This window comes from Planctomicrobium stercoris (genome assembly GCF_051465655.1).
GTDB lineage: Bacteria > Planctomycetota > Planctomycetia > Planctomycetales > Planctomycetaceae > Planctomicrobium.
In genome coordinates this window covers 5,751,715-5,764,324 of sequence record NZ_CP195791.1, presented here as the reverse complement: position 1 = coordinate 5,764,324, position 12,610 = coordinate 5,751,715, and the positions used below count along the sequence as shown (strand labels likewise).

Annotated in this window: 16 protein-coding genes; 9 read left to right on the top strand and 7 right to left on the bottom strand. The window is 56.6% G+C overall.

What is annotated here, in order from left to right; translation table 11 throughout:
- Positions 1–152: 152 nt before the first annotated feature.
- The 4 genes from SH661x_RS23410 to SH661x_RS23395 all read left to right on the top strand — a co-directional run bounded on the left by SH661x_RS23410 (position 153) and on the right by SH661x_RS23395 (position 3,497).
- Positions 153–872 carry a metallophosphoesterase family protein gene (locus SH661x_RS23410; protein WP_437226623.1) on the top strand — a complete coding sequence of 240 codons (720 nt, stop codon included), beginning with the start codon at positions 153–155 and terminating at the stop codon, positions 870–872.
- 163 nt (positions 873–1,035) lie between these two features.
- Positions 1,036–2,046: an NAD-dependent epimerase/dehydratase family protein gene (locus tag SH661x_RS23405; RefSeq protein ID WP_437226621.1), complete on the top strand. Its 1,011-nt coding sequence runs from the start codon at positions 1,036–1,038 to the stop codon at positions 2,044–2,046.
- A 224-nt stretch (positions 2,047–2,270) separates the two neighbouring features.
- Entirely contained in the window at positions 2,271–2,756 is a 486-nt protein-coding gene (locus SH661x_RS23400; RefSeq protein ID WP_437226619.1) for a hypothetical protein, read from the top strand.
- 96 nt (positions 2,757–2,852) lie between these two features.
- Positions 2,853–3,497 carry a bifunctional 4-hydroxy-2-oxoglutarate aldolase/2-dehydro-3-deoxy-phosphogluconate aldolase gene (locus SH661x_RS23395; protein WP_437226617.1) on the top strand — a complete coding sequence of 215 codons (645 nt, stop codon included), beginning with the start codon at positions 2,853–2,855 and terminating at the stop codon, positions 3,495–3,497.
- A 7-nt stretch (positions 3,498–3,504) separates the two neighbouring features.
- On the opposite strand, the gene SH661x_RS23390 is transcribed toward SH661x_RS23395, so the two are convergent.
- The 3 genes from SH661x_RS23390 to SH661x_RS23380 all read right to left on the bottom strand — a co-directional run bounded on the left by SH661x_RS23390 (position 3,505) and on the right by SH661x_RS23380 (position 5,835).
- On the bottom strand, positions 3,505–4,047 hold the full coding sequence (locus SH661x_RS23390) for a macro domain-containing protein (protein ID WP_437226615.1): 543 nt from the start codon (positions 4,045–4,047) through the stop codon (positions 3,505–3,507).
- 30 nt (positions 4,048–4,077) lie between these two features.
- Complete coding sequence (locus SH661x_RS23385; RefSeq protein WP_437226613.1) at positions 4,078–4,731, bottom strand: adenylate kinase family protein; 654 nt, start codon at positions 4,729–4,731, stop codon at positions 4,078–4,080.
- A 171-nt stretch (positions 4,732–4,902) separates the two neighbouring features.
- Complete coding sequence (locus SH661x_RS23380) at positions 4,903–5,835, bottom strand: hypothetical protein (RefSeq protein ID WP_437226611.1); 933 nt, start codon at positions 5,833–5,835, stop codon at positions 4,903–4,905.
- A gap of 264 nt (positions 5,836–6,099) precedes the next feature.
- Here SH661x_RS23380 and SH661x_RS23375 point away from each other — a divergent pair, with 264 nt between their 5' ends.
- Positions 6,100–6,558 (top strand): SRPBCC family protein, encoded by a 459-nt coding sequence (locus tag SH661x_RS23375; protein WP_437226609.1) that lies wholly within the window; start codon positions 6,100–6,102, stop codon positions 6,556–6,558.
- On the top strand, positions 6,555–6,824 hold the full coding sequence (locus SH661x_RS23370; protein WP_437226607.1) for a hypothetical protein: 270 nt from the start codon (positions 6,555–6,557) through the stop codon (positions 6,822–6,824). Before SH661x_RS23375 ends, SH661x_RS23370 begins: the two co-directional genes overlap by 4 nt.
- 79 nt (positions 6,825–6,903) lie before the next feature.
- On the opposite strand, the gene SH661x_RS23365 is transcribed toward SH661x_RS23370, so the two are convergent.
- Positions 6,904–7,107, bottom strand: coding sequence for a CsbD family protein (locus SH661x_RS23365; RefSeq protein ID WP_437226605.1), 204 nt, complete (start codon positions 7,105–7,107; stop codon positions 6,904–6,906).
- A 487-nt stretch (positions 7,108–7,594) separates the two neighbouring features.
- Between SH661x_RS23365 and SH661x_RS23360 the strand changes: the two genes are divergently transcribed.
- On the top strand, positions 7,595–7,984 hold the full coding sequence (locus tag SH661x_RS23360) for a hypothetical protein (RefSeq protein WP_437226603.1): 390 nt from the start codon (positions 7,595–7,597) through the stop codon (positions 7,982–7,984).
- 95 nt (positions 7,985–8,079) lie between these two features.
- On the opposite strand, the gene SH661x_RS23355 is transcribed toward SH661x_RS23360, so the two are convergent.
- The 3 genes from SH661x_RS23355 to SH661x_RS23345 all read right to left on the bottom strand — a co-directional run bounded on the left by SH661x_RS23355 (position 8,080) and on the right by SH661x_RS23345 (position 10,330).
- The gene (locus tag SH661x_RS23355) at positions 8,080–8,943 is read right to left on the bottom strand and encodes a hypothetical protein (protein ID WP_437226601.1); all 864 of its coding nucleotides are present in this window, start codon (positions 8,941–8,943) and stop codon (positions 8,080–8,082) included.
- Positions 8,944–9,030: 87 nt separating this feature from the next.
- Positions 9,031–9,594, bottom strand: a complete 564-nt coding sequence (locus tag SH661x_RS23350; protein WP_437226599.1) for a DUF309 domain-containing protein — start codon at positions 9,592–9,594, stop codon at positions 9,031–9,033.
- Between the two features lie 505 nt (positions 9,595–10,099).
- Entirely contained in the window at positions 10,100–10,330 is a 231-nt protein-coding gene (locus tag SH661x_RS23345) for a hypothetical protein (RefSeq protein ID WP_437226597.1), read from the bottom strand.
- Between the two features lie 418 nt (positions 10,331–10,748).
- Between SH661x_RS23345 and SH661x_RS23340 the strand changes: the two genes are divergently transcribed.
- Together SH661x_RS23340 and SH661x_RS23335 are read left to right on the top strand one after the other, a co-directional pair.
- Complete coding sequence (locus SH661x_RS23340; RefSeq protein ID WP_437226595.1) at positions 10,749–11,576, top strand: 3'-5' exonuclease; 828 nt, start codon at positions 10,749–10,751, stop codon at positions 11,574–11,576.
- Positions 11,577–11,639: 63 nt separating this feature from the next.
- Entirely contained in the window at positions 11,640–12,608 is a 969-nt protein-coding gene (locus SH661x_RS23335; protein ID WP_437226593.1) for a sensor histidine kinase, read from the top strand.
- The last annotated feature ends 2 nt before the right edge of the window (positions 12,609–12,610 follow it).

Here is a 12,610-nt window from a genome sequence, read left to right as displayed (position 1 = left end):
CAGAATTGAAGCACCCATAATACCGTCTGGCCAGGTCCCGGACATCTGCTGCTTCAGTGACATCCTCATGTGTCACGGAAACTGCACCGGGAACCGACCCGCAGTATAACGTCCCGGACTGCCCGATCGTCAATCGCTTTTGATAAAAACCTATGCGAATTCTGGTCGTTGCAGACATTCATTCGAACTGGGCCGCCCTGAGCGCAATTCGCGAAGAGTTCGATCGTTGCGTCGTTATCGGGGACATTGTCGACTACGGAACGAATCCACTTCCCTGCATCGACTGGGTGCGCAAACATGCGGATGCTTCCATCCGGGGAAATCACGATCATGCGGTCGCTCAGAGAGTCGCCCCGGTCGGGACCACCGGGTATCGTCGACTGGCTGCAGCCACGCGTCCCCTGCACTGGGATCTGCTCGATTCCCAAAGACTGAAGTTTTTGGCCCGACTTCCCGTCTCCGCCTTCTTTCGCGTCGAACAACAGAACCTGTTTCTGATTCACGCCACGCCTCGCGATCCCATGGATGAATACCTCGCTGCCGATGAAGATGCCTGGCGACAGCGACTCTCCGGAATCCAGGCCGACTTTGTCTGCGTCGGTCATTCTCATCTGCCGTTTCATCTCGACCTGGGGGAGATTCAGGTCGTGAACCCCGGCAGCGTCGGTCAGCCCCGCGACGGCGACTGGCGAGCAAGCTACGCCATTATCGAAGACGGTCACGTCAGCTTGAAGCGGGTTGAATACGATCTGGACGCCTGCCTGAAACAGATCTCCGAATCAGCTGTCCCCCGATGGGCCGTTTCGCTCTCCGAAGCTGTCCTGCGCAGCGGAGGAGGACTCTCCAAAGACGAGATGGATTCGTTTCAATGAATCAATCTCGTAGCGATCCCTTCTGGCTCTCGAGCCGTTTTGCCAATAATCAATTACGTTCCGCAGGCGATAATATGGACTTTCATGCGGTGAAAATCCTGAATCGCCTGCACATGATAGACCAAACTGGTCTCGACTCACCTCTCTGGACTCTGGACTTAAAATGTTGGCACTGGTGACTGGCGGCGGGGGCTTTCTTGGACGCTACATCGTCGAACAGCTTCAGGCTCGAGGAGATGTTGTCCGGGTTTATTCACGTGGAGCCTATCCGGAATTCGTGAATGCTGGAGTCGATGTTCATCAGGGGGACCTGCGTGATTCCAGTCGCCTCGCTCAGGCGATGCAGGGAGTCGAGGCAGTCTTTCATGTCGCTGCCATTCCCGGGATCTGGGGGAAGTGGCAGACCTACTATGAAACCAACACGCTGGGGACTCTGAATCTGATTCAGGCTGCCCGGTCAAACAAGGTGCAGCGTCTGATTTACACCAGTTCGCCCAGCGTTGTTTACGACGGTCAGCCGCATTTGAATGCCGATGAATCGCTCCCATACCCGGACAAGTACCTTTGCCATTACCCCCGCTCCAAGGCACTGGCAGAGCAGGCTGTGCTGGAAGCGAATGGCAAAGGGGGATTGAAGACAGTCGCCCTGCGACCGCATCTGATCTGGGGGCCGCGTGATAACCACCTGATCCCCAGGCTGATTCAGCGTGCACAGGCCGGTCGTCTGATCCGAGTTGGAAAAGGAGATAATCTGGTCTCCATGTCCTATGTGGAGAATGCTGCAGCAGCCCATCTGCAGGCGCATGACGCCCTTCAGGCCGGGGATCGATGTGCCGGGAAAGCCTACTTCATCAACGAGCCCGAACCGGTTTCGCTCTGGATGTGGGTGAATGAGATTCTGGCTCTGGCCCAGCTGCCACCTGTCCGGCGATACATTTCTCCAGGACTGGCTCGCTTGATCGGGGCCGGCTGCGAGGGAATCTACACGCTTCTTGGTCGGCAGACCGACCCACCGATGACGCGCTTTCTGGCCTCGCAGCTCAGTCAGTCCCACACCTACTCCGTTCAGCGGGCCCGTGACGATTTCAATTACGACCCGAAGGTCAGCTATCTCGAGGGGATGAGAAGAATCGCGCCGGAAGTCCAGGCTCTCGCTCGCGGAAAATTGAACTGAGCAAGAGGAGCAGTCGCTGAGGATTGAGAAGTGAGGCCGTTTTGCCGCACTCGGAGAGTGCGGCTTACATGAATCGCACTCGGAGAGTGCGAGATCAGTACCTGAGCAAATCCGATCCAGGCAGGCACTTCACGCTGGCCTTGCTGTGTCGTAGAATCAATCTTCCGGGGCAGTTGCTCCGTCTGATCTGCAGATTTACCTCTTTTTCAGATTGATTCATCAAGATGAGTTTCGACGACCGTTTGCGTAAGGCTCTCGAACGCGGAGAGAAAACCCGCGATGCACGCGGACGGGCTGCGCTGGAGCGGGAGCTGTCACAGGAAGAACTCCGTTCACTCCATTCCCGCTACCGGCTCGAGCTGTCCGAACACATCGAGCAGTGCCTGAAGAAACTGGCGGACCACGTTCCCGGCTTCAAGTTTCAAAGCGTGATGAGCGAGGAAGGCTGGGGAGGCCGACTCTCTCGCGATGACCTGCACCTCGTTCCGGGCCGGTCCGCGGAGTCGCGTTACAGCCGGCTCGAGGTTCTCATTCCCCCTTTCGGATCGGTCGGCATTCTGGAAGTGATCGTCAAGGGGACGGTGCGGAATCGCGAAGTGCTGAATCGTAAGCAGTATCAGCAGCTGGGCGAATTCGATCTCGACGCGTTCAAGGAAATCATCGATCTCCGGGTCCTTGAGTTTGCCGAACTGTACGCTGCGGCCAATTGATCGGCGCCAGTTCTTTGGATACTGTCCTGACACCACTCTGCAAAGACACTTGCAGGTTTCTGAGTGGTCGAGCTGTTAAATCTTTGAAAGCGATCGATGAGTAAGACAGACGTGGTGGGGAAAGTTCTGGATCAGGGGCTCGTGGCGATTATCCGCGCTCCCAGCAGCGATCAGCTTCTCGATGTGTCCAAAGCCCTGATCTCCGGCGGCATCGACATCATCGAGGCCACGTTCACGATCCCGAACGTGCTGGAAACTCTTTCCAGAGTGAAGTCGGAACTTGGAAACAAAATCGTTCTCGGCGCGGGGACTGTTCTGGACGCTGAGACGGCACGTGCTGCGATTCTTGCGGGGGTGGAATACATCGTCACCCCGGTGGTGCGAGTCGAAGTGATTGAGATGTGCCGGCGTTACGGGATTCCCTGTCTGACCGGAGCCTTCACGCCGACTGAAGTTCTCACCGCCTGGGAAGCAGGTTCAGAAATCGTCAAGCTCTTCCCGGGGGAACTGGGCGGGCCGGGATACCTGAAGGCATTGCAGGGGCCGTTGCCGCAGGTCCGGTTAATGCCGACCGGGGGAGTCAATCTGGAGACGCTGCCGGCGTTCATTCAGGCCGGCGCCTGTGCTGTCGGACTGGGATCATCCCTCGTCGAGAAAGATGCTCTGGCCCGGGGCGATATGAATCGGATCGAAACGCTCGCTGCCGCATACGTGGCAAAAATCAAAGAGTGCCGCAAGTAAGCCGAATTCACGCGGGCAGCAGTTCTTCCAGAACTCTCGAAAACGCTCCATAGGCGCCCGGTCCGAACAGGACGAAGCGCACGTGGAGCGAGGTTTCCAGCTGCTTGAGGAATTCAATCACGGATGACAGCGAGACCATCGCTGCCCGGTCAACGGGGTATCCATAGATCCCCGTGCTGATGGCCGGAAAAGCGATGGAACGGCAATTGTGCTCGACCGCCAGTTCCAGGCAGGTCTGGTAGGCAGATTTGAGTTGCTCCGGCTCTCCCTGCCGACCCCCTTGCCAGCGGGGACCGACGGCATGAAACACCCAGCGTGCCGATAGATCTCCCCCTCCGCTGGGGACGGCGCTTCCGACAGGACATCCCTGCGGGTACTGGCGGGAGAGCTCTTCCAGAATGGACGGGCCCCCCGCGCGGTGGATCGCTCCATCCACTCCGCCCCCGACCGCCAGCTGGGAATTGGCGGCGTTCACGATCGCGTCGACCTGCTGACGGGTGATGTCACCCTGCGTCAGTTCAAGTATCGACTCTGCAATGCGGCGACGCATTCCGGACTTCCATCGACCCGCACATCGGGTTCAATCTCGCGGAAAATTCTCGTTGAGGACCGGCACCAGATATTTCAGGCATTCCAGCAGCACTTCAGCGTGAATCCCTGTCGACTCGATGTCCCGGACCACTTCTTTCGGGTAGTAGTTCAGGACCGGTGCAGTCTCCTGGCGATACACTTCGAACCGCTTGCGGGTGACGGTGTCACTGGCGTCATCGATCCGGTTTTCGAGGGCAGCACGACGGCGGATTCGCTCGATCATTGCTTCTTCATCATCGCAGGTCAGATGCAGGAGCAGCTTCACGTCGATGTATTTGCTGAGCATCTCGCATTGGTGGATGTTGCGGGGAATCCCGTCCAGCAGGAGCAGGTGCTCACGGGGACGAAACCGCTCGGCCGCCCGTTGTGCTTCGAGCCAGTTGAGGAAGACTCTCACAGTGACGTCATCCGGGGCCAGTTCCCCCTTGGCACTGTATTCCTTGACGATACGACCTTCCTGACTGTGACTGTCGAGCTTACGGAAGATCACGCCGCTGGAGAGATGAAAGAAACCGGGGATCCGTGTCAGGATCTCACCTTGCGTCCCTTTGCCTGCTCCGGGAACACCGAAGATCAGTGCGGCGGGATACGGGTATTTGGGTTTCCCCATCAGATTCGGGCGATTAGCGGGATTGAGTGCCATCGACTCGCAGTCTCTAAAAAGAACTCATGGATGGTTCGAAATACACAAAGCCGCAGTTCTGGTGAACAGGCTTCGGTGTAGTTTCCTGGAGTTGCCTCAAGTCGAGTTTAAGGAAATCTGACAGGGAGAGTCGACGAAAAATCCAATCTTCCCGATCCCGGCAATTCCGGTTCAGCGCTCCAGTCGGCTGCGTCGATCCTGCCAGGGAATGTCCATTGTCTTCAGGTTGTCTTCCAGAAACTTGAAGGCGTAACCGTACGGGACCTTCTGTCGCATCATCGAAATTCCCCGGTCTTTCAACTCGGGTTTCAGAAGCACAACCCGCGTATTCTCCGCTCCCCCCTTGTTTGCGGTCACAAAACTGTCGTAGATCCCGGCAGCCTGGCGCTTGTCGGCATTGTCGTCGGCTCCCACGATCACCTGCAGGCCCAGGTTGATGGCGGGACCGCGAAGAGGACGCAAGGCGGAAGACGTTTTGATTCTCCCTGCTGTCGATTCAGGAGAAATCAGGATGAGCACTTTGACATCCTGTCCGCGTGGAGTTCGTTCTGCGGGCAGTGGAGCGTCATCGTACGGTGGGCGGCTCCAGTCGAACTCGGCGAATGCCGCTGCCACCGCAGCCCCAGTCCCCGATCCGACAATCGCCATCCGCTGCATGTTCAGTCGCTGTGCCTGGTGTTCAGCGTAAATGAAATCCTTGACGGCACCCATGTCCGCCAGTGCCATGGCCGAATAGTCATTCGGCTGCACGCGGTCATCCGGGTTGATCATGCTCTCGCCATGCTTACGGGGGTCGACGCTGATGACGACGTAACCCCGTTTCTGCAGGAGGATCGGAAATGGATCCTGATCGCGTGGAGAAGAGCTCTTGTCCCAGAGCAGCCGGTTCTCCTTGTCCCCCGGCAACAGAACGACGACGGGCGCGTTCATGGCAGTTGCCCCCGGAGCGTCCTTACTTTCCACGAACGGATAATAGGTGATGTGGATCGGGAAGCCGTCTTTGGCTCGCAGAACTTCGTGCCGTCCACCCTCCTGAGCGTAAGCTGAAAAGCCGGAACAGATCACAGTCAGCCCGAGCAGGGCAGCGAAAGCGACGCGATGCATGAGAAGGGACTTTCGAACGAGGAGAACATCACGAATTCGTCACTTTCAGTCTAGGCTTGTCCCCCGCAGCGGGTCAATTCGCAGCTCTCGTCCCCAGCTCACTCTTCCCAAAGTTATCCTGCTGCAATCGTTGCAACTTCCCGAACTTCGCAGCACCTGATCTCTCCGGGGGGGCGAACGGGCTCCCGGGAATTCCTGAATTTCGCTACAGTCATCGATCGTGATGCTCCCATTCTCTTTCGAACTTCCCGGCAGCGGATTTCCATGGCTATTGCTGAATACGAAACACGGTTGAATTGTTCGCCCGAAGCACTGTTCGATTTTCTCAGCCATCTTACAAACGTTCCGAAGGTGACCGATCCCAAGCTGGGGATTACGTTCACTTCGGCCCCCGACGTCATTGAGATGGGGTCCCGTCTCGATTTTCAGATCATCACGTTCGGGCAGGTCGTGAAATCAACTCATCAGATCGTGCAGTTCGAACGGCCTCGCATTGTCGTCGAGCAGCAGATCACCGGCCCGATGAAATCCTGGACTCACACCCACGAATACACTGCAATTCCCGAGGGTGTTCTCATGCGGGATATCGTCGATTTTCAGTTGCCGGGCGGTCTGATCGGACTTCTGCTCAGTGAATCGAAAGTCCGGGATCACCTTGAAGACGGGTTCTTCTACCGCGAGCAGAAGCTCAAAAATCTGATCGCTCAAGGGGAACTCGCATGAGTGTTCGTCTCCCGAAGGCAGACGCGACCCCGGCCCGGCAGCGGAATGGGGGAACGTGGCTGGCGATGATCCTTGTCGTCAGTGTCATCGGGGGAATCCTCGCGTTGATCTCCATGGTCATGCCTGACATCTTTGGGCTGCTGACTGTCCTGAGCGCGTTTGGCGGTTTTGTCACACTGCACTATTTCACGTGGGGCCGGTGGCTGACGCGAATTTCACAGCCGCCGGCAGAATCGACGGAAAGCCGTCACCCCGAAAACGATTGATGCTGCGTCTCAGCTGAGTTTCAGGCCCAGTGGGAGTCTGAATGGTCCAGTTGCGATTCACCGGTCCCGGTTCCAGCGGTCATCCCTGAGTGAGATGATTTTCGTTGCGGAGAAAGTCGTCGACCTGCCGGGCTGCTTCGTCGCGGGAGAGACCGTACTTGGCCGTCAGGGCATCAATCAAAAGATTGACATCTCCATCAATCCGATCGACCTCAGCATCCGTGAGGTCGTCCCACTGCTCCTGAATTTTCGCTGCCGAGAGAGGATTCGAATGTTTCTGCATGCTGGTCGTCTCCAGAAAGTGTCTAAGGGGAACTTCCCAGACTCCTGCACCTGACGTGCCGCGAAGAGTCCTGCGGCGTGCAACTGGTCGCCACGCGTTTTACTGACGGCCCATCGGGAAATCTCCCTGCACAAGTGAACGTTGAACGGACACGCTGGTTGCAGACAGACCATCCATTTGTGAGCGGTCTCTTCACCCCGACACACATTGGATGTCGGCGCATCCCCCGGGGTGAAGAAGACTCTTCGCTGGAGAGTTGTTCGATTGTAAGTATCCGCGTGTGAACGCTTAACGATTCGTCCTCAACGCAGAAGTCGGCGGATTCAGGCGGCGGAGATTGGCTTCTGGAACCGGCTGGACGTCGAAACTGGTACGGCATTCGCAATTCCCTGGCACCACACAAATCGAGATCACCTCGATGGCTTTCACTGAGAGACGCGGGTGCGGATCCAGCGGGCCGAGAACGAACCGTAAGGGGAAGCGAAACATGAAGACTTTGAACTGGACGACTGCTGTTGCGATTCTTGGCTTGCCCGTGTTGGGATTTTCGGGCTGTGCCGACACTCCCGCTGATCGGGAAGCTCATGAGGTTCGCAAGCAAACTGAACAGCATGCCGACGAAGTTCGGAACCGCAGTGACGAAGCTGCTGACAACGTGAGAAACGCCACGCAGCACGAAGCGGAAAGCATCCGCAATGCGGATGGAAAGACCATCACCGGTGCAGCTCAGTCGAAGGCAGCGGAAGATCGCGCTGACGCCATTGAAGACGCCGGCGAAAAGAAAGCTGACGCTATCGAAAAAGCTGGTGAGAACAAAGCGGACGCGATTGAGAACGCTGGCGAGAACAAAGCTGACGCCATCGAAGCCAACAAATAATTGACTGTCGGCTCTCAGCAAGGCCGGTTGCGGATTTCATTCCGTGACCGGTCTTTTTTCTTTGAATCTGAGGACAGCGAAATCTGCTGTTCCGATCAGCTCGAAGCGCCGGGCGACTCGTCTGGTTTATAGAACTTGCTGAGATCCAGCCCACCTCGCTGTTCCTGCTCGAGCAGTGCGAGGCGACCTTCGATGCGCTGAAACCGAGATTCCACCTGAGGTGAAAATGGATTCGAGACGAAATTCGAAATCGATCTCGGGACGACCGGATAACCGAGTTGACGCTGCAACGCCGCAAAGAAATACAGCGGATCTTTGCCACGATTTGCCCGGGCGATTCTGCCGGCCTGTGCGTTGAAGAGGATCAGGTAATCGGGTGCATAATCGGGGTCGCGGCGCTTGAGTCGAATCTCATCCAGATGCTGCTGAGATTGCAGGTAGACCAGCGACGCGAAGTCGACACTCCCCAGGTCAAAGCGGATCCGTTTAATCCACTCACGCCATTCTTCCGTGTACAGCGGATCTCCCGCGATCGCCATCATGCCCTGGTCGTAACCCAGGCGGTTTCGCGACAGGCATTCGAACTGGTAGATGAACAGGGCAGCCAGCTGAAGGTCTGGACTGCTGCGGAATTCCGCTTCCCTCTCGAGGATTTTGACGGCGATCTGAAAGTCGAGTCGGGCAGCGTCGTCCTCGGCCTTCTTCATGATGAAGGCCTGAAACGGGGTGAAGTAATGGAGCAGCCGCCCCATCCCTTCGCCGAACTTTCCTCGCAGCTGCAACTCTCCGATCAGGAAGTCAATGGCCATCGGCAGCTTGGTCGTCGCGAGGATCTCTTCCCGAACACCAGAGAGGATTTCCTGAATGGGAGTTCCATTTTCAATCCGTTCCCGAATGACGCGGAAGAAATAAGCCTGCTCGACATATTCTTCGCGATCCAGGGCCGGCTTGGACATCATGGAGCTGCCACGTTTGTGAGGGGCCGAAAAGAAAACTGTCCCAAGGAACTTCCCGGGACAGTGTGAGGTCTGTATCAGTTCAAGGCATCAAACCAGCGGGACTGGTTCGGGCATGAGGATGAACGGGAACACCCGCAGCGGGCGTCCCGGTTCCAACTCTGTGGGGTAGGCCAATTGGGCTGCACGATCCGCTGCGAACTGCAGCAACGTGAAGCTCAGACCGCAGAACCGATCCTGATCGGATTCGGCAGCGACATCGGCGAAGACTTCCCCGGCAGAGGCTGCGTGGCGACGCACTCCGTGGATGCTTTCTTCGCGGACCTTGATTCCCGCGGCAGCCATTTTGACGAGTCCCTTGAGGAACAGTCCACACAGGGTATCCGCACCGGTGGCGCGAAGCAGCCGTTCCCACTCATCGTGAGCTTCCCAGTAGAAGCCCAGATTGAAGTAATCCAGGGCCATCAGGTAGCTGCGATTTTCCGCCCACTGGGTCTCTTTGAGTCCCTTGGGAGTCTGAGGGCGCTTGCTGTAGCTGTGTCCGCGAGGGTCGCGGTAAGGGTGGGGAGTCCCGGAGCCCGGGACGTGAGCGTAGCGGGGGACTTCCATGCTCGGGAGGAGCCGGACGAACTTCGCTGTCTGTTGCATTTGCATCTTTGCCCTTCTTGATTCAATCCGATCGACGTCAGCACCGGTCAGTGGTGCTCGGCGGAACGGGTCATCATCACGCTTGCATTTTCAGTGCAATCTCTGATTACTCATTGATATATCGGGAGTTGCATCAAACCCTCGCAGACCTTGAGCTGCAACGGCGATGACTTTTTGGCTCGGCCGGTGGAGACAATCACATGCCAGCGATCGCTGAGTCCTTCAAATGATCTCGAACGCGGAGAACAGAGCTGCAATCGCTCTCCATCTGCGTGAGACCAACTCCCTGAGCGAAATCTATTAGATCACCTGAATCGGGGAATGGGTAGACCGATTTTTGCAGAATTTCCCACGTTGGCGGTGTTGCTGTCAAACGAAACGATCGTGCGAATGCGGCAAGCAGCAACGAATTCAATCAACTTCGCCGACCATCCAGCGAGGGTGTCTCTCCCGGCACGATAACGACGTGGTCCGTTGCAAGTGTTCTTCTCAGAACTGTTTGCGAGAAAAATCAGCTGAAGCGTCGAATCCCGGTCAAGCTCTGCCGGCTCAGCTCTTCGACGGGAACGAGAATGCGGGCGCCGGTGCTCTTGTCCTTCAAGCCGACCAGATTGGCGCTGGGCTCATCAGCCCGTACCCAGTTCTGGTGACCCGTCAGACGCTCGAGATAGACATCGGGCGAAACGAGTTTGCAGTCAGGAGAATGTTCAAAACGGCGTCGAAGTTCAGAAAGTGTCGCCATCCTGGTGATGTCCATTTATTGGCTGATTCGTTGGCATCCCGGCAACGACCGCCAGAACAGGTCCGTGGAGCCGATCCTTTTCAATTCCGCGATTCCCTCGGGAATTCGAACGCAACATCGAATACTCTATGCAGTTGGCATAGACTCAGATGGTTCTCCGGGACGGAAATTTCACGCTGCCATCCCTGAATCGCAGAAGATGGTAACCTGCTTTTCCGACGAATCCAAGCGCCTGTTTGCTCATTTTTAACAATCCCTCGCAGCGAAATAGGCCCAGCATGTTCAATCGTTATTCTGTGCTGAGGTCGTAGTTGATGAATATGTAATAACGGTAAACGTCGCCGCGATTTGTGTCATTTCAGGCGATTGTCATGACCTTTTGGACATGCTCTCTCAAGGGTGGAATCAGAGTTCTCTTATGGTGCAGAAATCGGAAGTGGCTTACCTGATCTTCGACGTTGAAACGGTCGGAGACGGTGAACTGATTTCGAAGGTCAAATACTCCTCTCTGGGCCTGAGTCCAGCACAGGCTCTCCGTCAGTTTCGAGACGAACTGCTCGAGCAGACCGGGAAGGACGTTCTCCCGTATACGTTCGTGCTGCCGATCTCTGTTGCGGTGGCGAAAGTGAGTGCGACGTTCGAACTGCTGGATGTCGCGGTCCTGGATGATCCCCAGTACCGACCCCATGTCATCGCCCAGGGATTCTGGCAGGGATGGCGGCATTACGGGCGACCGACGTTCGTCACATTCAATGGGCGGGGCTATGACCTGCCGGTACTGGAACTGGCAGCTTTCCGCTTCGGAATTCCCCTGCCCGACTGGTTCAATACGAGTGCTCCCGCATATGAACAGTTCCGGAATCGGTATAATCGAACCTCGCATCTGGATCTGATGGACCTGTTCAGCAACTTTGGAGCGACTCGCATGCCCGGGGGACTCAACCTGCTCGCGAACCTCATCGGAAAGCCGGGGAAGTCCGGAATCGACGGCTCGCAGGTTCAGGACATGTACGACGCTGGTCAGGTCAAGGAGATCAATGACTACTGCCGGGCGGATGTCCTCGATACGTATTTCGTCTTCCTCAGGTCGCGGGTGCTGCTCGGGCAGATCAGTCTGGAGCGGGAGCATGAACTGGTGGCAGGCACACGCGCCTGGCTGGAGGAACGGCGCGAGCAGATTCCGGCCTTTGCAAATTACCTCTCCGCATGGGGAGACTGGAGTCCACCCGCGGAAAGCAGCACATGACTGAATCTGGCGGCGAAAGGACGTTCCTCTTCCCTGTCCCTTTACCCTTTTTCCTCTCCTCCCATGTCCACCTATTTCCGTCGCCGCAGCAAGATCAGGATCCCCATCACGCTCAGCGTGAGTCTGATGGTGCTGTGTGTCACGCTGATGGTCTGCTGGATCATCATTCTCTCACAGAGCAACTGGTGGACGACGCTGACAATCGGTGTGGTCGCCTTTTCGATGATCCTGGCCGGGTTGTCGCTGTGGCTGGTGTTGAGTCTGAAAGAGATTGCCCTGAACAATCGGCAGGCCAATTTTGTCGACAGCGTCACGCATGAGTTGAAATCTCCCATCGCAGCCCTGCAGCTGTATCTGGAAACCCTGTCATTGCGAACGCTGACCGAAGAAAAACGGCATGAGTTTCATGCGATCATGGCGAGTGAACTGCATCGACTGGATCGATTGATCAATCAACTGCTGGAAGTGGGACAGCTGGATGCTCTGGGAGACAATGAAGATCCTCAGGACATTCATTTGAAGCCGCTGCTGGAGGAGTTCACCGACAAGGTCTGCATGCAGTGGAAGGTCAATCGGAACGACGTTTTTGTGCTGGACCTTCAGCCGCTCGTGATTCGAGCCCGAAAGATTGTGATCGACCTCATTCTCAGCAATCTGGTGGAAAACGCGGTCAAATACGCGGGCGATTCGCCTGAGGTCTGGTTGCAGTTGAAAAAGCTGGGCAAGAACCGTGTTCAGTTGAGAATCAGTAATAACGGAGCAGGTGTCCCCCGCGATGAAAGAAAGAAGATCTTTCAGATCTTTTACCGAGGTGGGAGCGAACTGGAACGTCGGCGCAAAGGGACAGGTCTGGGGCTGTACATCGTGTACACGCTGGTGAGAAAGATTCGCGGCCGTGTCAGCGTGCACGACCGCTTCGACGGCAAACCCGGCTGCACCTTCGAACTGGAACTGCCAGACCGTGTCGATTCTGAAGGGATGCCGGAGGCGACTCATCGCCACACAGACGTGTCGGCATCCTCTTCTCGCTGAGC